Raw genomic sequence first — 22171 nt, forward strand, 5'->3', positions numbered from 1 at the left:
ACTCGGTACTAACAAATAAAACAAAACTTCTTTCAAACTAGTATTCAAAATGGGTTATTGCTAACCCATTTAACGAAAGCAATTAGATGCTAACGATGTTTTCAGCTTGTGGGCCTTTTTGACCTTGAGTAACAGTAAACTGTACACGTTGGCCTTCAGCTAAAGTTTTGAAACCGTCGCCAGAGATTGCGCTGAAATGTGCGAAAACATCAGGACCAGATTCTTGCTCGATGAAACCAAAACCTTTTGCTTCGTTGAAAAATTTAACTGTACCAGTTGTAGTTGTAGACATAATAGTATCCTAAGGATTAATAAAAGTGCGCCTTAAATTAGGCAATTTAACAGGAAGAAAACATACATTTAACTGAGGATAACGCGAAGGATTATTACTAAAACAACGTGGTACTTACAAATAAATAGGGTTTTCTGTCAACCCGATGCGAGGCAGGATAACAGTAAATTAAAGTATATACCAAGCCCTATTGTAAATTTATTTTAGAGTAAGTACTTTATTTGTTTGTTGTTTTTTTAACTAACTAGTTATGATTAAGATGATATTTTATACTTTTAAAATAAAGGTAAGCTTTGTTTAATCAATGCGTTAAGCCTGTTTTTATGCGTAGTTTTAAAGTAGGCAAAACACAGCTTTTAATTGGTTAAAACATGACCTAATTACCTACTAATTTTTTTGAGATATACCCTAAATAATGTAATTCTTTAGCTCCAAATTACAAATCCAAGTATTAATAACGCAATCCAAAGTGTTTCAGCCACAATTAAAATAATGGGTTTCATACCTACTTCGGTTAGTTTTCCTAAATTAGTTTTCATACCGTTTGTACACAATATTATTACTCTAAGCTTAATAAATAGACCCCTACTGGAAGGAGGGTACTTAATTATTTCAATAGGCATTTATCTCGAAGATGCGTTATGTAATAAGTGAATCATGCTGCGTTTACAGCAAAGCGGCTGATTAGTGGATGGAAAGCCTGCAGAAAGCCATCAAGATAAGGCTTCATAGATTCTAATTGGAAGTGCACCACCTAATTCATTATGGTGCCTTTAAAAAATATTTAATGGTTACGCGCTAAGATTGCTAATTAGTAGTTTAAGTACGTTTAACTAGTCGAGCTCAATTTGGTAATGATAGTGATCGCTACGGCATTTACTTAGGCGGTATTCAATACGCTTACCTTCGATTGATTCGGTAATGCGCGATACTAACAGCAGTGGATCGCCTGCTTTTATAGCAAGCATTTTTGCATCATCTATTGTAGCAAGTACGGCTTTAATACTGTCTTGGGTTTTGTGTACCGTTTGGTTAAATTTACTCTGATAGTAATGATATAGAGTGTGCGGTATATCACTACTTTTATGTATATCAGGAAAGTAGCTTTGCGGTAGGTATATAGTTTCGCTCATGCAAAATTCGTTATCGAGAGTACGTCTGCGAACTAGCTTAGTAACCTTGTCTTTTTTATTTAGCTGCAAAGCCTTTATAGCTTCAGCAGGCGCTGCACAAAGCTCAACCGATAGCAGTTCTGCCTTTGGTGAGTTGTCACTTTTACCGTCGGCTTGTAAAGGAAAAAACCTGAATAAGGCATCTTGCGAGGTATGCTCAGATACAAATGTACCAACGCCTTGGCGACGAGTTACTATTTTATTGTCGGTTAATAAATTAAGCGCTTTACGAACAGTACCTTGGCTTACGTTAAATTCTTCAGCAAGGCGAAATTCGCTTGGTAAAGCCTCGCCGGGCAACCAATGCCGTTTAACAATGAGTTGTTTTATACTATCAGCCACTTGTAAGTAGAGTGGTTGAAAATCCAAGCTTGGGCTACTTAATTTGTGATCAAACATAGAGTTACTCATTGTTATTTACCATTAAATTTAATCCACTTGTAGTTATATCATAGGTGAAGCCTTTTACGCATATTTGCGTTTCTTGATTAAACGTGAGCTACCGCAGTAATTTCTTATTGAGGCAAACTGCATATTATGTTTAAAAATCGTCCTTATTCATTTTAATCTCAGGTGAAGTAACCACATTACTTGATGGATTGTTTTTTCACTGGGTTTGCCACTCGTTTTTCAGTGTTATAAATACAATTACTCGATTAAATTTACCCGTAGTACCGGTGATATCACTTACACTAAAGCTGAAATTGACTAATTTAACTGTCCGGCAGAGGTAGTAGTGGTTTCATGTACAGGCGTTCTGGGTTAGATATAGCATTTTCGCCAGATTTTAAATAACTCCCCCAATAATTTCCCTTAAAAGCGCAACGTTTAACACGTTGCGCTTTTTTTGTGACTTATTTTTGTAATAGTTTAGTCATCTTACTTTCATCAAAATTACCTTTATCAGTCACATCTGTTTTCTATAGTGCAGCGGTTGATCTTTTTTGTGTTTACACATTTCAAAAAATAACCACTAAACAATGGGAATTACGGATGAAAATTAAAAAAGTCGCTGCGGCAATCGCGCTAACATTTGCGTTTAGCGCAGTTAGCCATGCTGATGTACTACCGCAAAGCCAAAAAGACAGCAGCTGGTATAGCGCTGCGCAAACTAAACTAACAACAAAAACAGCACAAGCGCAGGCTACACAAGCCACTAAAGCTAAAAACGTCATTTTATTTGTGGGCGATGGCATGGGTATTTCTACACTTACCGCCGCGCGCATTTTACAAGGGCAGCGTAATAACCAATCTGGCGAAGAAGGTTATTTAAGCTTTGAAGAGTTCCCATACTCTGCACAAGTTAAAACGTATAACGTAGATGCACAAACTCCTGATTCAGCAGGCACGATGACGGCTATTATTTCGGGTGTAAAAACCGATGTGGGCGTTATTGGTGTAGATGAAGATATTGAACGTGGCGTGTGTTCAACAGTGGCAGGTAACGAGCTAATTACCGCGACCGAATTGGCTGAAATTAAAGGGCTATCTACCGGTATTATTTCTACAGCACGTATTACTCATGCAACTCCTGCTGCCACATATGCTAAATCGGCTGACCGTAACTGGGAAGACGTATCAGATATGCCAGAAGATGCCGTAACGGGCGGCTGTGAAGACATTGCATCGCAACTGGTTAACTTTGAAAAAAACCTAGAAGCACGATTTGTAGGGACCGACGTAGACGGTCTTGATTTTGTAATGGGTGGCGGTCGTCGTCACTTTTTACCAAAAGACGAAACAGCTAACTCAACAGATGCAGTAAGCGCTATAGAAGGCGACCGTACAGACGAGCGCAACCTAGTGACTGAGTGGCAAACACAATACCCAGATGCTACGTACGTGATGGATCAAACAGGCTTTGATGCAATAGCAGACGACGCCACTAAAGTATTTGGTTTATTTAACGAATCCCACATGCAGTACGAAGCTGACCGTGCAAACGATGTAGCGGGCGAGCCTTCACTTACCGATATGACCACTAAAGCAATTGAAGTGCTTGGTAAAAACGATAACGGATTTTTCTTAACGGTTGAGTCGGGAAGAATTGACCACGCGCACCACGCGGGTAATGCGTACAACGCGCTTAACGACACCATTGAGTTTGCTAAAGCCGTGCAAGCAGCGGTAGATAACACCAACCCAGAAGAAACCCTTATTTTAGTAACCGCCGATCACAGCCATGTATTTACTATTGCAGGCTACCCTAAGCGTGGTAATCCAATTTTAGGTCAGGTAGTTGCAGTAGGCGAAACAACACCAAGCTTAGCCGCCGACGATATGCCGTACACCACAGTCGGTTACGCAAATGGTTTAGGCTTTAGAAACTTAGGCGACGAGACTGATGCTGATGCAAGCTACACAAGTGCTGCTGTAGCAGGGCGTGTTGAGCTAAATGGCGTTGATACAACAACCCCAGGTTTTCACCAAGAAGCAACCGTACCAATGGGTTCAGAAACACACGCAGGTGAAGACATATCTTTACATGCTAAAGGTCCTGGTGCTCAGCTAGCACAGGGCGTAATTGAACAAAACGTTGTATTTCATTTAATTAATCAAGCTCTTGAACTAACTCAGCAATAATGGCGGCTAACATGAACAAATTAACGGTACTTTCTTTGGCAGTAATGGTCGCGCTAGCAGGTTGCTCGAGTGACGATAACAAAAATGAAAATAATATTATCGCAGTAGATAACGCTATTGCAGTGGGCTCTGAGCAGTGTATTAATGGTGGTGTAGAGACGCAAGTAGGCGCAGATACCAATAATAACGACGTGCTAGATAGCGACGAAGTTAACTCAACTAATTTAGTGTGTAATGCACCTGCAACGTCGTTAACTACCGAGCAGTTAGCCTCGCTCACTAGCAATACGTGGTTTAGTGAAGCACAAACAAAATTAGGTGCAGCACAAACAGCCAGTAGCAACATTGTTACTGAATCAGGCAAAGCTAAAAACGTAATTTTATTTGTGGGCGATGGTATGGGTATTTCTACCATAACCGCAGCACGTATTTTAGCGGGGCAGTTAGAGGGCGAAATGGGTGAAGATCACCAGTTAAGCTTTGAAACTATGCCTTTTTCGGGCTTTGTAAAAACATACAACGTAGATGCGCAAACGCCAGATTCGGCAGGAACTATGACCGCAATGGCATCGGGTGTTAAAACCGACGCAGGCGTTATTGGTATTGATGAAGCGGTTGAACGTGGTAATTGTGCATCAGGCAAAGGGCACGAACTTGTTACCTCGTTAGAGCTTGCTGAAATTGCAGGCAAAGCAACAGGGATTATTTCGACAGCGCGTATTACTCACGCAACACCCGCTGCAACGTATGCTAAATCGGCAGAGCGTAATTGGGAAGATATCTCCGATATGCCAGAAAGTGCTGCAACGTGTGAAGACATTGCATCGCAACTAGTTAACTTTGAAGCCAACCTAGAAGCACGCTTTAGTGGTGTTGATGTAGACGGTATTGACGTAGTAATGGGCGGCGGTCGTCGTCACTTTTTACCAAAAGATGCCGCGTTTAATTCAACCGATGCAGTAAGTGCTGTTGAAGGGGATCGTACAGATAACCGCGACTTAACCGCAGAGTGGAAAACGCAATATCCAAATGGCACGTACGTAATGGATCAAACCGGTTTTGATGCAATAAGTGACGACGCCACTAAAGTGTTTGGCTTATTTAACGAGTCCCACATGCAGTACGAAGCTGACCGTGCAAACGATGTAGCAGGCGAGCCTTCGCTTTCACAAATGACCGAAAAAGCAATAAACGTACTTGATAACAACGAGCAAGGTTTTTTCTTAACGGTTGAGTCGGGTCGAATTGACCACGCGCATCATGCGGGTAACGCTTATAACGCGTTAAACGACACTATTGAGCTTGCCAAAGCCGTTAAAGTGGCGATGGAAAACACCAACCCAGAAGAAACATTAATAGTTGTAACTGCCGATCACAGCCATGTATTTACCATTGCCGGTTACCCTAAACGCGGTAACCCAATTTTAGGTAAAGTGGTTGCAGTAGGCGCTACTGAGCCAAGCTTAGCTGCCGACGATATGCCTTATACAACGGTTGGTTACACCAATGGTGGTGGTTTTAGAAACCTAGGTAGCGAGACCGATGCCGATGCAGGTTACGCGTTTGCACCGGTTACAGGGCGTGTTGATTTAACTGATGTTGATACAACAACACCTGGTTTTCATCAAGAAGCACTGGTACCAATGGGCTCTGAAACACATGCCGGTGAAGACGTAGGCGTTTATGCAATGGGACCTGGTGCACACTTGGTAACAGGCACAAACGAGCAAAGCTTTTTATTCCATGTAATGGACTTTGCCGCTGACTTTGTAAAAACCGCAGACGAAAAACTAGCGCAATAAATACCGGCTAGTTATAAATTTAGTTAAATATATCTAAATAAAAAAACCCCGCCTACTTTGCGGGGTTTTTGTCATTAAGCTGACATTTTTAATCGTTATGTTATTGCCATAAACTTGAAATATAAATAAGAGATAGCTAAATGAAAAAAGCGTTATTAATAATTGCCACGCTTGTAAGTACAAGTAGCTTTGCCTCGCAATGTGATATTGATGCCAAGCATTTAAAAGCCGATTATAAAATTACCAACAGCCATAAAGCGCAGCAAAGTAGCGAGTCACTTACCCTTTGGCGAAACGATCAGCAAGTAGCACATCAAAGTGAAGTAATAACCGAGCTTTGGCAGCACTTAGCCAATAATCAAATACGACCAATACGTTACTTTAACGCCCAGCAACGCGGCATTGAATATCAACCATCTGAGGTACGCGGCGTACAAAATTGGAGTGCTAAAAGTCAGCTGGTGGATAACCACCTAATCGAAAAAATGACTCTAGTAAGCACACAAGGCACAGGCTGCGATGAAGTAAAAAACTATACACTGAGCGAAAATGGCAACGACTTTAACCTCGCCTTTTTTACGCATTCAAAATTAGTTAAAACATTTAGTATTAGTAATAAAAAAAGCCAAACAAGTACATTGCTAAGCCTTAATAATGTAAACACTAATGAGCCATTAATTAGTGCTCAATTTGCACAGTGGGATCGCTTTCAAACCACCGATTACGCCGACATTGGCGATAACGAAGGCGACCCATTTTTAGCTAAAATGATAAACCTTGGTTTTATTGAGCATGGCGCAACTGGCTTTTATAACCAGCAGGGCGAGGCTATTCAAGGCGGGCACCACCACTAGGTTTTAATTGAGTTTTAATGTGGCGTAGGACGAGCTTGCTGTGTTGGGGGTAAATTTATACTTCAGTCAGCAAGCTGTGGTGAGCTACCAACCGCCCTCTAAAATAAAGTGAATTTAAAATACTTCCGCCTAAATAATACTTCGAATAATCGCCTCATCTTATAAATAAGCACCGCCTGCTGCTAATTATTTATAGTTCGCAATAACTTACGCTATTTGATATTAATAGAAGTTCACACTATAGGGACATTTTCGTGAAAAGAAGAAAATGCCCTCTAATAGTTCTATTAGTCGTTATTGTTGGATTTTAAACTGGAGGGATCGAATTGAGTTCGCCAATATTAGAAGCTCTTCCCGCATTACATGTCACTGTGATTGGTGTTATTGCAGCTTTCTTTTCAGCTTTCGCTATTTATGCGTATCAAAAAGTGAATGATGCGAAAGAAAAGCTAGATGAAGCTTTACATCACAGTATGTCCGTTAGTATACCCAATTCAATGATGTTCAGTGGTAACAATGTTTTCTTGAGTCAAGATGGAACTTTAAACTGGGACGATAGAGGAAAGGAAGCGTTACGTAGGGCAGTAATGTTGTATTCATACCTAGACTATGAAGAAAAGTATGGAGTACCACCGAGCCCTTATCAAAGAGAACCTAATCCAGAGGAAGTAATTGCAGCATGCAATGATCTTTTTTCTCTATTTACAACAATCTTCACGACCTACCCATTTTGGAATAACAACGTTGTGCACATTATGGGGCAGACAGATAAGGTAACTCAGTTGTGTTCTAAGGAGTTTGATACTAACCGCATTCATGAAATGCAAAGAATCGTCGGATATTTGAATTGGACCTGGAGTACGAGTAATCGCTCTCTTATGACACTAGCGAGCCGAGGTATAGAGTTTACCCGTCAGAAACAATTGAAAGAACAAACCGAAATGTTTGAAGAGCAAGTACTTAATATGCAACACCAAATGCCTAAAAGTGAACAAGAGCGAATTTGGAAACAGTTTTATTTACCTCAGGTAGATAGAGTTAGCGATTTTCAAGAGGTATTTGCCAGTTACTTTGAAAAAGCGCATGTTGTTGAAAGGGATGTAATTCCATTGCTTTCTTCTTCTATTTCTAGTTTCAACACTTACAATGAAACTTTTAGAGTTAAAGAAACAACGCTCAAGGTTATTACCCTGATTATGTTTAATATGGTGTTTGGTGTACTACTGCCTTTAGTGACTTTAAATTTACTCGTCGGAGTTAATGTTGATTGGTCAAACTTATGGTTTAGTGCGTTTGAATACTTTGTTTTATTTTCAACAATATTTCCTTATTTATGGGCCTGTAATTTCTTGTTTAAAAAGGTTAAGAAGCTGAACTTCGCATAAATGACTAATAATGTATTAAACGAAGTAAATGTTACGTCATGCTTTATTTCATATTTAACCCACTATTTTAGTCCGAACAACGATGTGCTATTAACTTTTCGCTAATAGCACATATCAGTTTTTAGACGCTATTCAAGATGAGCATCATCAGGCTTTTTAGGTTTACTCGCTACTTCTGTTAAGCCGTCTTCGCAATCGCCGCTGTCGCAGGTATTTAAATTGCTTTGTGCTTGTTTATCTTGTTGCAGCACTTGTTTTAAATCTTCCATACGTTGGCGCACGGCTACGCCGTAGCTGGCGTCGTCTCCCCATAATGCAGCAAGTTGCAGTACTGCAGCGCGGTCGTGGTCTCTAAACAGCTTACCAGCACGCTCTGCATCTTGCTTAGTGTTACCTAGTAACTCGAGTGCATCTACGGCAAGGTTAATAGCTGAGTCGACGGTTTCGCGGTTAAACGCATCTACTTTTAAATTAAGTAACTGATACGCATGGCGGCGGTCGATTGCGCGAGCAACAATTTTTAACTGCGGGTAGTTTTTATGCGCGAGCTTAATTATCTCAATAGTTTTATCGGGGTTGTCGATTGCAATTACTAGCATTTGCGCGGTGTGTGCGCCTGCGGCTTCAAGGAGTTCTTGGCGTGCTGCATCGCCATAAAATACAGTATTGCCAAAACGGCGTAGTAATTCTATTTGGCTAGGGCTGTGATCAAGTACGGTAATTTCGTAGCCTTGCGCGTGCAGTAAACGCCCCATAATTTGGCCAAAACGTCCGTAGCCCGCAATAATTACGTGTTTAGCGGTGCTAATTTGCTCTGGCTTATCAAACTCAGGCAGAGCACTGCTGCTGCGTTTTTGTATTTGCTCATAAACCATAAGTAGTAACGGCGCTATTAGCATTGATACCGCCACAACTAAGGTAACAAGGCTGGTTTGCTCGGGCGTTAAAATACTTAAGGTGGTGGTTACGCTTAGCAGTACAAAGGCAAACTCACCCCCTTGGGCAAGGGCTAAGGCAAATAATAATTGCTGTTTGCTGTTAATTTTAAAGGTAACGGCAAGGGCAAATAAAATGCAGGCTTTAACCACAATGAGTAAAACCACTAAGCCTATAACAGTACTAAACTCGTTAAATAGCAGTTCAAAGTTAATTGAAGCGCCAACAGTTATAAAAAACAATCCTAAAAGTAAGCCTTTAAAGGGTTCTATATCGGCTTCTAATTCGTGTCTAAATTCACTTTCGGCAAGTACTACGCCTGCTAAAAAAGTCCCCAAAGCTGGTGATAACCCAATACTTTGCATAACTAGCGCAATAGCGACCACTAAAAACAGTGCAAAAATAGTAAATATTTCACGCATGTGTGTTTGGGCAATGTATCTAAATAACGGTGCCGATACATATTTACCGCCGGCAATAATAGCGGCAATAACCGCAACCGATACACATACTTGTTGCCATACAGGCCAGCTCGCAATAATCGAATCGCTAATTTCTTTTGAGCTACTTTGCGGGGCAAATGCAAGCAGTGGCAATAGAGCTAAAATAGGAATAATGGCGATGTCTTGAAACAGCAATACCGAAAATGCGTTTTGTCCGGCTTCTTGCTTTAGCCAGCCTTTTTCTTCAAGGCTTTGCAGCACAATAGCGGTAGAGGAGAGCGCGAGCATTAAACCAATGGCGAGTGCGGTTTGCCAATGCATAGCAAAAAACCAATAACAAAACGCAAAAATAGCCGCTGCCGATAGCACAACCTGTAAGCCGCCAAGCCCTAAAATAGAGTGGCGCAATGTCCATAAACGCGAAGGTTGTAGCTCAAGGCCTACTAAAAAAAGCATCATTACTACGCCAAATTCAGCGAAGTGCATTACATCTGTTTGATCGCCCACAACACCCAGTGCATAAGGGCCAATGAGTATGCCGGCAATTAAATAACCTAACACAGAGCCAAGTCCGACTCGTTTTGCAATAGGGACAGCTACAATGGCTGCTGCTAAGTAAATTAAAGCAATTTCTAACACGCGTTTATCCTAAGTCATTCTATTTATGCTCAAGGTATTTGAGCATAAATAGAATGACTTAGGTTCTTATAAAATACAATAATTCATGTGGCTGAAAATACGTTATTTTTAGCTCATACTGTTAGTCAGCTACTTTTACTGAACCGCTAATATTATCGATACTTACATCGCCCGAGCCCGACTCAGTAATGCTCAGCCCCTTTGCATGATTAACGCGAATATCACCCGAACCGTCTTCAATTGTTACGTTTGAACCAATATGCTCAATGACCATGTCGCCAGAGTTATCATCTACATTAACAGCACCGCTTATATGGCTTATCACTAAATCACCCGATCCATCTTCAACGTTTAGCGAACCGGTTATGTTGCTCACGTGCATTTCGCCAGAACCATCTTCAATAGTTGCATTGCCACTTACATTGTTTATATGAATACTGCCAGAGCCGTCGGTTAATTCTAAATTACCTGCGATGTTTTCAAGGTTTACTTCACCTGAGCCATCGTCAACAGTTAGGTTTTTAGCACCGCTTATTGTTAAATTTCCTGAGCCGTCTTTTACATCAATATTGCTTTGCATAGCACTTATAAAAATGTCGCCAGAGCCATCATCAATATCTAAATTTAGATTACTTGGCACAGTAACCACTAAATTAATACTTGGAGATTGACCACTGTAAAAGCTAATACCATTACGGCTTTTATTTTGGGCAACAAGCTTTGCCTGTTTACCGTCTTGCTCGAGCGTTAGTTCGTATTCGTCTTCAATGTCGGCTGTGTAAATAGTGGCATCAACACTAATACTGGTGGCCGTTTTTGAGCCTTTTATTTCAAGGCTACCTGCGCCGCTTAACACATTTAAATATTCAAGATTATTGCTTGGCAGTGATAGCTGTTGAGTTTGCTTTACTGAGGCAACGCTTGGCGATATATGAAATACACAGCCACTTAATAATAAAATGCCGCCAATAAGCGAAAGTGGTTTTGTAATGTTAGATACAGTTGATGAGCTCATGTTTAGTCCTTTGGTATTTATTGTTTGTATTTATATAAACAATATAGAGCAAAAATGAGACCGAAATGTAAGCTGTTGTTTTATATAGGGTGGTGGTTTTTTATGAAAGTTGAAATACTAATAAGTGGTTAAAATAACTAATTATTAATATAAAAGGATGCGTGATGCATCCTTTTATAATTGCTCTGCTTTTATTAGTAAACTAATTAAAAGCTGTAAGTAATATTACCGTATAAGAAACGTCCGTCTAATCCGTAAGGTGCATACGGTGTGTACGGGAATATTTGACCAAAGTCAGAGTAACCAATGTTATCCACGGTTGCTTGTGGGTATTGATCGAACAAGTTGTTTGCGCCAACGGCAAATTTCCAATATTCGTCTGGACGGTATGCCACTTCTAGGTCGGTGATCCATTTAGGGTCTAGGTATTCATCGCGATCAGCTGTTGTTGATATATCAGCGACTTCACCATAACGTGTGGCACGAAGCGTTGTTTGCCATTCGTTAAAGTTCCACACTGCTGATAGGTTCCATTTGCTATCTGGCGTGCCCTCTTCAAAGCGACCTACTTCACGACGCGCAAACACTACGTAGTCGTCACCTAGTGAGTTAAGTTCGCTTGGGTTGTCGTTTACGTGTGTTACTTCGGTATCGTTAAAATTAGCTGCTACGTTTAGGCGTAAATCACCTAAGTTGTCTAAATCTAAATTATAAGTGGCAACTATATCTACACCTTGCGTGCGTGAGTCGATAGCGTTGGTAAAGTAACGTACGCTTTCGGTATTTAGCTCACCGGCATTTTGTAGTATTTCAACAACTGCATCGCCCTCTAAGTTTTCAGACAATACAATACGGTCATCAATATCAATACGGTACGCATCAACGGTTAAGCTAAAGCTGCCTTGCGTGTACATAAAGCCCGCAGTAACGTTTACTGACTCTTCAGCATCTAACGGCTGAGCACCGAGTGCTTGCGCTGCGGCTGAATCGGTTGGGAATAAACCAACTTCAAATGGTTGGTTGTTTTCAAGTACAGTAGAGATTTGGCGGTACGAGCTTTGCGCTAAAGATGGTGCACGGAAACCTGTGCTAATTGCACCACGCAGCGATAGGTTTTCTGTAATGCTGTAACGCGAGGCAAGTTTAGAGGTAAATGTGTCGCCAAAGTCGCTGTAATCTTCATAACGACCCGCTAAAACGACGTTCCATTTTTCTGTTAAGTAGGTATCAAACTCAACAAATAAAGCGATGTTATGACGGCTTTCGTCAGTCGCACTTTCTGGTCCAAAACCAGCAAGTACTTGCGCGCCACCGGCTGCAATTGGGTTACCGTCGCTATCAAGTGCGGTGATGTAAGACGCTTCTTCACCTTCTTCTATTTTGTAGCTTTCGTGGCGGTATTCAGTACCTACGGTAAAAAATACGTCATCAGGTAAGCCTAAATCGAGTGTGGTATTGGCCGTTGCGTTTACTAAAAACTGATCGTAAACCAATGCACCGTTGTCAAATTCAGTTGGGCTGTCGGCACCTAGTGATGTGTTTATACTATTTACAACACCGAAGCCAAAGTCGTTACGGCCGTAGTTGGTACTTACATCCCATGTCCAGTCGTTAGTTTCGCCTTTTAAGCCCAGTGCAAATGAGTAGTCTTGTACGTCAGTTTCTATTTGCGGCAAAAAGCCATCTGGGTACACTTCTAAAACGTTACGGCTGTCTTTTGCACGGCGGTAAAAACCACCTGAATTACCTTCACGCTTTGAGTAACTACCAAATGAATAAAGGTTTAAGCCGTTATCTAAATCGTAACCCATGTTGTAAAACAACGCGTAATCTTCAAGGTCGGCTTTACCAAAGCGGTGGTTGTAACGATCGATAGTAAATTCGCGTGGGTCTAGGCTGCCATCATCAAGGCGGCTGTATTGTTCGCGTGGGTCAAAGCCTGAGCGCTGTGTTGAGTCGTTATCGCGGTATTCAATTGATACGTTTACAAAGCCGTTATCAGATAACGCAAAACCAGAGTTTGCGCTAACAGTGCGTGTTGCACCGTCGTTTACTTCTCTGTCGCCACCGGTATTAAACGCTAAGTCGCCGTTTGCATCTGCATAGGTGCTTTCTAGCTGAGGTACGCCAGCCATTTGAGTATTGTATTTACCGTACGTTACGCTAACGCTGCCGCCTTCTGAGGCATCTTTAAGTACAATGTTAATTACCCCAGCAATTGCATCAGAACCGTACTGTGCGGCTGCGCCATCACGTAGTACTTCAACACGTTTAATTGCAGAGGTTGGGATCATGTTCAAATCAACAGCGGTAGAGCCTCGACCAACAACACCTGCTAAGTTTAATAGCGCACCGGCATGGCGGCGCTTACCGTTTATAAGTACTAATGTGTGATCGGGTGCTAATCCACGTAAAACAGCTGGTTTTGCATGGTCAGTACCATCACCCATAGTGGCACTTGGGTAGTTAAAGCTAGGTACTTGGTTTGCTAGTATTTGGCTTATTTCTAGCTGACCCGTACTTTGCATATCACCGCTGGTAATAATATCTACAGGTACTGAGCTTTCGGCAATACTGCGTAAGCTACGGCGAGTACCTGTTACTGAAATCACTTCGATATTCTTTTCTGCTTGATTATCTTGCTCTGCGGCTACGGCCATAGAGTAAGGTGTGCTAAGTGCAGTGGTAACGGCCAAGCTAAGTGCTAGTTTATTTGCAGATAAACGCTTAAAAGTCATTAATTGTTCCCCAAGAGCTGCTAGTCGAAAAGGAGCGCATCATATAGAAGCGACTACCCTAGTGCAAAGATAAAAACTATCTAAGATATTCTAAGTTGTTAACATATAAGGTCACTGTTTACGCGCGATATAGGCGTTTGGATCGTTGTAGTTGCAATCTTGTGTCGAATGGTTGCGAATTCAAGGGAATTTTAGATAAAAGTTAGTAAGACGTAAAAAGGCCAAGCAAATGCTTGGCCTTTCAATTTTTTTAAAGTTAGTAATTTAAATTATTCAGGGGCAACTTCAAGCGTTGTAAATAATGCATAACGTCCTGCATCTACGCCTTCTTCATTTACGGTAACCTTGTTAGAGGTTTCGATTAGGTATAGGCCTGGCTCTTTCCACGTAATTGTAAACATACCGTCTTTATCGGTCGTTACTTTTACTTCGCCACGCTCGTTACGGTAGCGTGTGTCGCCTTTTAAAATACTTACTTCAACGCCTTCACCAGCAGATTTACCATCTTGTAGTAACTGAAAACGTGCTTGTTCACCTACAAATAAATCGTTTGGATGCGTTGGACCGCTAAGCTCTAAGCCTAAACCTAGCTGTGCAGGTTTTGAGGTGCCATTTCGGCTTACAAATGTATCTACTGTTGAAACAACCTTCGTTGTCGTTACATCTTTTGCATTGCTAGGTAACTCGGCTTCTGTTTTTTTACCAAATACACGCTTGCGCTTACCTTCTTCGTTTTTATAGAAGGTCATGTACATTGGCTTTTGGGTCATTGCAATGTGGTAAGTGCCTTGCTCTGTTAAGCTTACCGCAGCTGAGCTTTTACGCTTTAAGTAATAAGCACGAATGGTGTCGCTTACTGGCTCACCATTAGGCGCAAGTGCCATTAATAATGTGTCGTCGTACTCGGCGCCTTTTTCTTTAGGCTTAAAGGCTTTGTCTGGTGCAAACATTTCGTTAGAGATACTAGCGTCAATCATTACGTAATGCGCTTTATCGCCTGATAAAGATGTATGCGAAGGTAGTAACCAACGTCCGTGTGCACTTGCTGAAGTTGACACTAAAGCAGATAAGCTCAATGCGCCGATTAATGCCGTTTTTAATAAATTAATTTTCATTGTATTTCCTTAAATTCAAATGATTAAGTAGCAGCTACTTAGTGCTTACAGTGACGAAGCTTTTAGAAAACTCGTTTTTACCATCAATTGTTAGTTTGCCTGATTTAGTTAAATCAAGCTCAACGCGGGTGTAGTCTCTGCCGCCTTCTTCGCGTACAACTTCAATATTTAGTAAGTATTTACCTGGTTTTACTGGGTTACCGTCTAAATCATTACCTTGCCAATTTATGGTGTAAGTACCTGCGCGTTTTGTTGCGCCGCTAATGCCGTCAAAGTTGGCATCGCTTTTACCGGCTTTACGCCACCATTGGCGTAAGTCTTTAAACCATTCTGCTTTTTGCACCCAAAGTGCAAGCGTTGTAACGTGTTTGCGCTCTGGTGTTTCAAGCCAAACTGCAACGTATGGACGGTGATACGGTTGTACTTCTAAGTCAGGAAGTGTTAATTCAACCTCTAGCTGTGGTGTTTTTGCATGCGCCGTTGTTTGAAAAAACGCAGCTACGAGCAGTAATGCGGCGCTTATAAATAATTTAAATTTAACCATTAAGACACTCCTTTTATTTGTGGAACCCAACATAAATAAATAACCAGTGGAGTTGCGACTCCTAGTAAGGTTATCCATATTCCTGCTAAGCGTTTTTTTCTATTTTGAAACAAAATAATCATGCCGGTGATGGCAAATAAAATCATTAGTACGGCAGATATATCAATTACCCAACTCCATACTTCACCGCTGTGGCGGCCTTTATGTAAGTCGCCAATGAGGCTTAAAAAGCCACCTTTTTGGTAATCAAGATTTAGTTCGCCAGTTGTAAAATCAAGCTCTGCGTAGGCAAACCCAGCAGGCAGTGGGTAGTCGAGCATGACAAGCGCGTCTTCTTTTTCCCACTCAATGCTTTTTACTTTTGTAAGTGCATATTGCTCGGCTAGGTAAGCTTCTATTTCAGGGTAAAGCGTTGGCAGCGTATTTAGCTGCTCATTGGCTTTGGTAACTAGCTCTGCTGGAATTATTGCAGTTACTTGACCGTTATTTTTATCGTTTTTAAGCCAATCAATATGGTTGAGCACAATGCCGCTAACGCAAAATAAAATAAGCAAAAAAAACAAAGCTGTAGAAATATAAATATGTAGAGCACGGCTTGTGCTATACAAAGCCCGCTTGTTAATAAACGACATAAAAACAGTAAATAAATTAAATTTACAACATGATAATGATTTGCATTAGCCATTACAAATTTACTTACTTATCTTTACATAAAAACTTTAAAACAAAGGTGGTATGCAGGTAAAAAATGAATATTTAATGCTTAGGAGGGCTGGAAGGTCTTAAAATAAGGTAAATCATTACCAATACTTCTATTACTGCAACGAGATAAATAACCCAAATAGGGGCGGCTGAATACAGTAAAAATATAAATCCAATTAACATGCCAATGGCGGCGTAGCATTTGGCTTTTACAGGCACTACTTTATGAGCTTGCCATTGCTGCAAAGTTGCACCGTAACGAGGGTGGTTTAACAGCCATTGTTCAAGCGCGGGTGATGAGCGAGTAAAGCAAGTGAGCGCTAAAATAAAAAATATAGTGGTAGGCATGACCGGCAGCACAATGCCAATAATGCCCAAGGCTACAAGTATTAAGCCAAGTGCTTTAAACCATAAGTTTTTATAACAAATAAACACTGCTTTTATATTCACTTAGGCTCTTTTTAGTAATGGCTGATACTTTGGATTGTAGGCCAAATAGTTATAAAATCGAAGTGTAAAAACATAAAAAAGGGCAAACTAAGTTTGCCCTTTTAAATTTATAAAATAGGTTTTACTTATCTAGAAGTAGTAACCTACGTTGATGTTAAAGCGACGCTCTGTATCGCCATCACCAATAATTGTTCCGCCAATAAATGGCTGGTTACGTGCTTGAATAAAGTCAAAGTACGTAAATAACGGGCCTGCTGATACGCTCATACCTGTTACGTTCATCCATGTATCTGCACTGTCGTCAGATTTGTCGTAAATGATGCCGTAATCGTTGTAAAACTGTACGCCTGTTATAGGGCCTAAATCAACCGATAGATCGTAAGCTACGTTAAAGTTAGTCATGGTAGCTTCGCTTGATACGGTGTCGTAGTAGTCAAACGCACCTACAACAAAGCGGTTGCTGTTGTCGTCTAGATCGTAGTCGTACTCACCGTGCTGAAATTGAATATTCCAGTTATTAATTTGGCTGTTTACGTGGAACGCCCATGCGCCGTAGTTACCTGCACGGTCGTTACCATCATGTAAGCCACCGCTTAATAGTGATACACCCACATCGGTTTTAGCGTTTTCGCCATGCTCAATTTGGTACACCGTACGAGCTGCAAATGTGTTGTATTCACCAAGGCGAGAGCCAGGTGCATCGTATGTGCCTTCGGTTGTTGCACGGCTACCAACTATATCAAAAGAGTAACGCTCGTTAACTTCAGAGCTGCCATCAACGCCGCCTACTTCATCATTTTTGAAAAAGCCTAGGTCTAGTTTCCAGTTATCTTTTAGTTTACGGTTTACTGTTACACCCAAATCAAAGTCGTCTTCTAGGCCAACATAGTAGTTAGTGCTAAAAAAGTAGCTGTGTGAGTTGTATGGGCCATTACCAAAAGGGACTGGTGCAATACCTGCTTGTGCTTCCCAGCCATCAGTAAATTCGTAACCTAAGTATGCATACTTAACAATGGTCATGTAATCGTAAAAGCGAAAATCACCATTAACAGAAATATCGTTTATTTCGCCAGATAAGTTAATGCGAAATACTTCAAAGTCTAAGTCGCCGCTACGATCTTGAGTGTCTTCATCGTATGAATTAGTGCTGTAATTAAAACGCACTGCGCCACCAATTTTAACACCTTCGTCTTTTTTCTCAGATTCAGCGGCAGCAACAACAACTTCTTTGTTATCAGCTTTTTTACTAATTTTTGCAACTTCTTGCTTGTGTTGCTCATTAATTTTTTGCTGTTTTGTTTTTTCATCAGCTAACTTATTTTCAAGCAGTTGCATTTGTTGCTTTAACTGCTTAAGTTGGCTTTGTAACGTGTCTAGATCATCAGACGCATAAGAAGTACTTGTAACACCACCTAGAACTAGTGCTAGTGTTAATTTTGAGAGTTTAGTCATAATTGCCGCTCAGATTTTGATTAAAAAATAAAAAATTCAAGACGTAAAAAAACGCCTTACGTTTAGGGTAAGTACAAAAACTATGTATTTTTTTTATTATTTATTCTTTAGGAGCTTGAGTAAGCGCACCAACTTCTAGAAGGGGCGATGCATCTAATTTATCTGCATCCATCATTGCGGCTACACGCTGCATTGATGAGAGTAAAAGGCTCTGTTCCCATTCAGCAAGTGCAGAAAACTTTTCAATAAAGTGTTCTTGCAATGGCTGAGGTGCTTTATCAAGTAACTCTTTTCCTTTATCGGTGAGGTATAAGCTCACTCTGCGTTTATCCATTTGACTGCGTACGCGTGTTACTAAGTTTCTGCTTTCTATTCTGTCGAGAATATTGGTGACCGTTGCTGGGCTTAAATTTACATTTTGAGCAATACGGCTCGCCGTTATTCCATCGGTTTTTTGCACTTCTTGCATTATAAGCAATTGTGGGCCAGTTAAACCCGAAGTTTTATTTAGCTGCTTAGAATGTAAGTCAATCGCGCGGATAACTTTACGTAAAGAAACCAATAACTCGTCATATTTTTGCATTTGCTTATCTCGTCGATGGGGCGGTAGTTTGCCGTAATCGCGAAATGTTACACATCAAATAAATTGAATTCAAATAATATATTGTACTTTAGCCCGCTTTTATTGGTTTTTAATAGTTAGAGCAGTAACTAATGTAAAATTATATTGTTTAAATATTGGTAAATTTTCTTAGCACCTTGTGTGCATTAAGTTGCGCACAGTACGTATGTTGTGAATAATTGGCAAGTCTTATTGTATAGACTTTAGTATTATTCATTTACAGCTGTTAGTACAAAGTAATTGTTTGTGAGTTTACTGTATATGTATTAATCGGCAATGAACAAATTCAGCAATCAATATTTAATATCAATAGCGTATACTTTAAGCATGCATTATTGTTTAGATGTAAACATTAAAAATCTTTAGTATCAGTATTATAGGGGAAGGTATGAAATTATCGCCATCAGTTAGCATTGAGCAAAGCGAATCCGGACTTGAGTTTATTAAAGTAGCTAGTGAAAAGTGCGACGCAAAAATATTTTTGCAAGGTGGGCAAATTACCGAGTTTATCCCTAAAAATAACAAGCCACTTATTTGGGTTTCACAAGAGGAAACCTATCAAGAAGGGGCGAGTATTCGAGGCGGTATTCCTATTTGTTGGCCGTGGTTTGGTACACACGCTAATGATGGGTGGCCTGCCCACGGTTTTGCGCGCACAAGCGTATGGCAAGCCGATGAGGTACACGAATCTGATGAGCAAATTACAGTTAGTTTAAAGCTCCCCATGAAGCTTGTTAATACAACGTATTGGCCGCATCAGTGCGCATTAAAAGTTGAGTTTGTATTAAGCGATAAATTACAGGTTCGCTTAACTACCACTAATTTAGGGAGTGTGCCATTTAGCTTTACTCAAGCGCTGCATACCTATTTTCCTACATCAGACATTACAAATACCCATGTAGATGGTTTGCAAGGCGCGCAATATATTGAGTTTAGTGAAGGGCCATTTGTACAAAATGATGTTGTAAGCTTCAATCGCGAAACCGACATGGTTTATACCCAAGCAAATACAATGCAAACTATTAATACGCCAGAAGGTGTTATTAATGTGAGCCGCGAAAACTCAAGTTCGTGTGTACTGTGGAACCCATGGATAGAAAAATCAAAACGCTTATCTAACTTTGCTGATGATGAATATAAAACAATGCTCTGCTTAGAGGCTGCTAATGTACTGATAGATAAAGTAACGCTTGAGCCAAAACAAAGCCACACCTTAATAACCACCATTAGTTGGTAAGCTAGTCATAATTAAAAGCAGGAATAGGGACAAATAGTGTTTAACAATCAACAAATAATGGATTTACCAAAGCATAGTGATATTAGCTTTAAGCCATTGGCTGATAAAGCCTTATTACATACACAGCTTAGCTCGCTTCTGTTTTATGTACCGCTAATTGGAGCGCTTATTGCTGTTTGTTATTTTAATGAAGCCTTTGCTAATAATGCACAAACGTATTTGCTAATTGGTATGCCAATTTTGGTGGCCGTATCTATGGCGTACAACATAATAAGTGTGAGGTTGCGAGGTTTTGCAGTGCGAAATCATGACATTGCTTTTAAAAAAGGCGTTATTTGGCAACAAGTGACGGTATTACCTTTAGCGCGTGTACAGCATATGGAAATACACCAAGGGCCAATAGAGCGAAAACTTAGCCTTGCGAGTATTAAATTATTTAGCGCTGGCGGTGTAAGTGCCGATTTACAAATTAGTGGGCTAACCCATGATGATTGTAAAAATATGCGCCAATTTGTACAAAACTACCGCCAAGACGACGCAACTACTCAGGCAGCTTTAGTCGATGAGTAATACAACTATCGAAGATAAAGCCAGCCCTATTTACTGGCAAAAAGTATCGCCCTGGGCACTTTTATATTTTGTTGTGCACTTTAGTGTGCGCTTTGTAAAAGATGGCCTTTTAAACTTACTGCCCATGCTAGTCGTATTTGTTACTCAAGTAGAAAATAAATTGTTTTGGGCGCAGGTTGCAGGCGGTATTGCACTAATTTCGTTGCTTATTTACTCATTTTTATATTATTTAAATTTTAAGTTTAGTATTAGTAGCGACAACGAAATATTGCTTAACAAAGGTGTATTTAAAAAAGAGCGACTTACGCTTAAATTTGGCCGTGTGCAAAACGTTAATATTGCCGAGCCGTTTTATTTTACCCCCGTAAACTTAGTTAATTGTATTTTTGATGCCGCTGGCAGTGTGTCGCAAGAAGTTGTTTTACCAGGTGTCACTAAAGATTATGCACAGCAAATGCGTAAACAAATATTTGATTTTAAAGCGCAGCAACAGCAAGAAGCACCAAATACTGAACAAAGCGAAACAGACACTATCGAAAACAGCCTAAGCATTAGCAATAAAGAAATAGCCAAATTTGGTTTGATGTCGAATATGGCTATTTTAGCAATCGCTGCTTTTGCTCCTTTTATAAACTTGATTATCGATTTTTTAGAGAAGCAAATTATTGCGAAAGTAGAAGGCTTTTACCAACAAGAGCTTGGTATGCTGGCCAGCGCTGCTACTTTTGCGATGATCACCTTAATTGTTTTGCTAGTTGTGGTGGCTGTAATGCTATCGGTGACTATGTCGCTTATTCGTTTTTATAACTTTGAGCTTTATTTCAAAGGTCAAAAGTTTAAACGTATTGCTGGCTTGTTAGAGCGCCATCAGCTTTCTATGAGCATGGATAAAGTGCAATCTATTGTTATTAAACAAAACCTAATGGGGCGATTACTAAAGCGATTTACCGTTGAGTGTTTACAAGCAAGTAGCGGCGGAATAGCAGCAGGTGTTGCAGCTAAGAAAAATAAACAAACGTTAGTATTACCTGTATTAAATAGCGAACAAGTTGATAGTGTATGCCAATGGATTTACCCGTGGTTTAATAGTAAAAAACTCGCTTTTAAGCGCGCAGAGCGAGCGCTTTTGTATAAAAATTTAGGCTTTTATTCATTGCTACCGAGTGCACTCGTGTTTGGCTTTTGTTTTATTGCTGATATTAATACTTTGATAAGCCTTGGTGTTTTGGTGGTGTTTTCTGGCTTAGTTACTTTGTCGTATAAGCGTCATGGTTATTACATGCATGAGGATAATGGCCGATTTTACATGGTTGTACGCAAAGGTATGATTGGCGTTCATTACCGTGTTTTTGAGCTTTATAAAGCGCAAAGTGCGCGCAGTATAAGTACGTACTTAATGAGAAAATCTGGCTTAAAAAGCCTGTATATACAACTTGCTTCAGGCTTTGCATTTATGCCCTACATAAAGCAGCAAGATGCTGACTTTATTATTGATTTTACAATTAAGCAGATTGAGTCAGATACTCGCAGCTGGATGTAAACTCCCCTAATAAAACATGTGTAAATACACATTTGCACATGCTTTATTACACTTTCTTACTGCCCATGAAAGACATTTAA

Annotated in this window: 18 protein-coding genes and 1 pseudogene; 7 read left to right on the forward strand and 12 right to left on the reverse strand. The window is 40.3% G+C overall.

The features are described 5' to 3' along the window. Window positions 1-82: 82 nt before the first annotated feature. From QMA08_RS16475 to QMA08_RS16485, 3 genes and pseudogenes are all read right to left on the reverse strand, one after another. Window positions 83-292: a cold-shock protein gene (locus QMA08_RS16475; RefSeq protein WP_024595869.1), complete on the reverse strand. Its 210-nt coding sequence runs from the start codon at window positions 290-292 to the stop codon at window positions 83-85. A 425-nt stretch (window positions 293-717) separates the two neighbouring features. Further along, a pseudogene (locus QMA08_RS16480) lies at window positions 718-834 on the reverse strand (putative sulfate exporter family transporter); the annotation flags it as partial. A gap of 291 nt (window positions 835-1125) precedes the next feature. After that, on the reverse strand, window positions 1126-1875 hold the full coding sequence (locus QMA08_RS16485) for a GntR family transcriptional regulator (protein ID WP_200219673.1): 750 nt from the start codon (window positions 1873-1875) through the stop codon (window positions 1126-1128). Between the two features lie 582 nt (window positions 1876-2457). Between QMA08_RS16485 and QMA08_RS16490 the strand changes: the two genes are divergently transcribed. From QMA08_RS16490 to QMA08_RS16505, 4 genes are all read left to right on the forward strand, one after another. Next, window positions 2458-4047 carry an alkaline phosphatase gene (locus QMA08_RS16490; protein WP_039486975.1) on the forward strand — a complete coding sequence of 530 codons (1590 nt, stop codon included), beginning with the start codon at window positions 2458-2460 and terminating at the stop codon, window positions 4045-4047. An 11-nt stretch (window positions 4048-4058) separates the two neighbouring features. Beyond that, window positions 4059-5849, forward strand: coding sequence for an alkaline phosphatase (locus tag QMA08_RS16495; RefSeq protein ID WP_138489838.1), 1791 nt, complete (start codon window positions 4059-4061; stop codon window positions 5847-5849). A 140-nt stretch (window positions 5850-5989) separates the two neighbouring features. Next, the gene (locus QMA08_RS16500) at window positions 5990-6703 is read left to right on the forward strand and encodes a hypothetical protein (RefSeq protein ID WP_149603391.1); all 714 of its coding nucleotides are present in this window, start codon (window positions 5990-5992) and stop codon (window positions 6701-6703) included. A 326-nt stretch (window positions 6704-7029) separates the two neighbouring features. After that, window positions 7030-8088, forward strand: a complete 1059-nt coding sequence (locus QMA08_RS16505) for a hypothetical protein (RefSeq protein WP_290174975.1) — start codon at window positions 7030-7032, stop codon at window positions 8086-8088. A 128-nt stretch (window positions 8089-8216) separates the two neighbouring features. On the opposite strand, the gene QMA08_RS16510 is transcribed toward QMA08_RS16505, so the two are convergent. The 9 genes from QMA08_RS16510 to QMA08_RS16550 all read right to left on the reverse strand — a co-directional run bounded on the left by QMA08_RS16510 (window position 8217) and on the right by QMA08_RS16550 (window position 18705). Continuing rightward, on the reverse strand, window positions 8217-10106 hold the full coding sequence (locus QMA08_RS16510; RefSeq protein ID WP_290174976.1) for a monovalent cation:proton antiporter-2 (CPA2) family protein: 1890 nt from the start codon (window positions 10104-10106) through the stop codon (window positions 8217-8219). Window positions 10107-10227: 121 nt separating this feature from the next. Continuing rightward, on the reverse strand, window positions 10228-11121 hold the full coding sequence (locus QMA08_RS16515) for a hypothetical protein (RefSeq protein WP_290174977.1): 894 nt from the start codon (window positions 11119-11121) through the stop codon (window positions 10228-10230). 206 nt (window positions 11122-11327) lie between these two features. Continuing rightward, window positions 11328-13859: a TonB-dependent receptor gene (locus tag QMA08_RS16520; RefSeq protein WP_290174978.1), complete on the reverse strand. Its 2532-nt coding sequence runs from the start codon at window positions 13857-13859 to the stop codon at window positions 11328-11330. 269 nt (window positions 13860-14128) lie between these two features. After that, the gene (locus QMA08_RS16525; RefSeq protein ID WP_002960196.1) at window positions 14129-14974 is read right to left on the reverse strand and encodes a DUF4198 domain-containing protein; all 846 of its coding nucleotides are present in this window, start codon (window positions 14972-14974) and stop codon (window positions 14129-14131) included. Window positions 14975-15008: 34 nt separating this feature from the next. Continuing rightward, window positions 15009-15518, reverse strand: a complete 510-nt coding sequence (locus QMA08_RS16530) for a DUF2271 domain-containing protein (RefSeq protein WP_024596098.1) — start codon at window positions 15516-15518, stop codon at window positions 15009-15011. Continuing rightward, window positions 15518-16150, reverse strand: a complete 633-nt coding sequence (locus QMA08_RS16535; RefSeq protein ID WP_290174979.1) for a PepSY-associated TM helix domain-containing protein — start codon at window positions 16148-16150, stop codon at window positions 15518-15520. Before QMA08_RS16535 ends, QMA08_RS16530 begins: the two co-directional genes overlap by 1 nt. 124 nt (window positions 16151-16274) lie before the next feature. Next, window positions 16275-16670, reverse strand: a complete 396-nt coding sequence (locus tag QMA08_RS16540; protein WP_193226745.1) for a YbaN family protein — start codon at window positions 16668-16670, stop codon at window positions 16275-16277. A gap of 129 nt (window positions 16671-16799) precedes the next feature. Further along, window positions 16800-18122 (reverse strand): hypothetical protein, encoded by a 1323-nt coding sequence (locus QMA08_RS16545; RefSeq protein ID WP_002960190.1) that lies wholly within the window; start codon window positions 18120-18122, stop codon window positions 16800-16802. 100 nt (window positions 18123-18222) lie between these two features. After that, complete coding sequence (locus QMA08_RS16550; RefSeq protein ID WP_002960189.1) at window positions 18223-18705, reverse strand: MarR family transcriptional regulator; 483 nt, start codon at window positions 18703-18705, stop codon at window positions 18223-18225. A 427-nt stretch (window positions 18706-19132) separates the two neighbouring features. On the opposite strand from QMA08_RS16550, the gene QMA08_RS16555 reads away from it, so the two are divergent. From QMA08_RS16555 to QMA08_RS16565, 3 genes are read left to right on the forward strand one after another with little or no spacing between them, the layout of a single operon-like run. Next, window positions 19133-19981: a D-hexose-6-phosphate mutarotase gene (locus tag QMA08_RS16555; protein WP_290174980.1), complete on the forward strand. Its 849-nt coding sequence runs from the start codon at window positions 19133-19135 to the stop codon at window positions 19979-19981. 36 nt (window positions 19982-20017) lie between these two features. Further along, window positions 20018-20551, forward strand: coding sequence for a PH domain-containing protein (locus QMA08_RS16560; protein ID WP_182696060.1), 534 nt, complete (start codon window positions 20018-20020; stop codon window positions 20549-20551). Next, on the forward strand, window positions 20544-22091 hold the full coding sequence (locus tag QMA08_RS16565; RefSeq protein ID WP_290174981.1) for a PH domain-containing protein: 1548 nt from the start codon (window positions 20544-20546) through the stop codon (window positions 22089-22091). The genes QMA08_RS16560 and QMA08_RS16565 overlap by 8 nt, the downstream gene beginning before the upstream one ends. The last annotated feature ends 80 nt before the right edge of the window (window positions 22092-22171 follow it).

The sequence above is a fragment of the Pseudoalteromonas sp. APC 3355 genome (genome assembly GCF_030407615.1).
Taxonomy (GTDB): domain Bacteria; phylum Pseudomonadota; class Gammaproteobacteria; order Enterobacterales; family Alteromonadaceae; genus Pseudoalteromonas; species Pseudoalteromonas distincta.

Coding starts and splice junctions, on each gene's coding strand:
- QMA08_RS16475 (WP_024595869.1), bottom strand. CDS start 292: ATGTCTACAACTACAACTGGTACAGTTAAATTTTTCAACGAAGCAAAA.
- QMA08_RS16485 (WP_200219673.1), bottom strand. CDS start 1,875: ATGAGTAACTCTATGTTTGATCACAAATTAAGTAGCCCAAGCTTGGAT.
- QMA08_RS16490 (WP_039486975.1), top strand. CDS start 2,458: ATGAAAATTAAAAAAGTCGCTGCGGCAATCGCGCTAACATTTGCGTTT.
- QMA08_RS16495 (WP_138489838.1), top strand. CDS start 4,059: ATGAACAAATTAACGGTACTTTCTTTGGCAGTAATGGTCGCGCTAGCA.
- QMA08_RS16500 (WP_149603391.1), top strand. CDS start 5,990: ATGAAAAAAGCGTTATTAATAATTGCCACGCTTGTAAGTACAAGTAGC.
- QMA08_RS16515 (WP_290174977.1), bottom strand. CDS start 11,121: ATGAGCTCATCAACTGTATCTAACATTACAAAACCACTTTCGCTTATT.
- QMA08_RS16520 (WP_290174978.1), bottom strand. CDS start 13,859: ATGACTTTTAAGCGTTTATCTGCAAATAAACTAGCACTTAGCTTGGCC.
- QMA08_RS16525 (WP_002960196.1), bottom strand. CDS start 14,974: ATGAAAATTAATTTATTAAAAACGGCATTAATCGGCGCATTGAGCTTA.
- QMA08_RS16530 (WP_024596098.1), bottom strand. CDS start 15,518: ATGGTTAAATTTAAATTATTTATAAGCGCCGCATTACTGCTCGTAGCT.
- QMA08_RS16535 (WP_290174979.1), bottom strand. CDS start 16,150: ATGTCGTTTATTAACAAGCGGGCTTTGTATAGCACAAGCCGTGCTCTA.
- QMA08_RS16545 (WP_002960190.1), bottom strand. CDS start 18,122: ATGACTAAACTCTCAAAATTAACACTAGCACTAGTTCTAGGTGGTGTT.
- QMA08_RS16550 (WP_002960189.1), bottom strand. CDS start 18,705: ATGCAAAAATATGACGAGTTATTGGTTTCTTTACGTAAAGTTATCCGC.
- QMA08_RS16555 (WP_290174980.1), top strand. CDS start 19,133: ATGAAATTATCGCCATCAGTTAGCATTGAGCAAAGCGAATCCGGACTT.
- QMA08_RS16565 (WP_290174981.1), top strand. CDS start 20,544: ATGAGTAATACAACTATCGAAGATAAAGCCAGCCCTATTTACTGGCAA.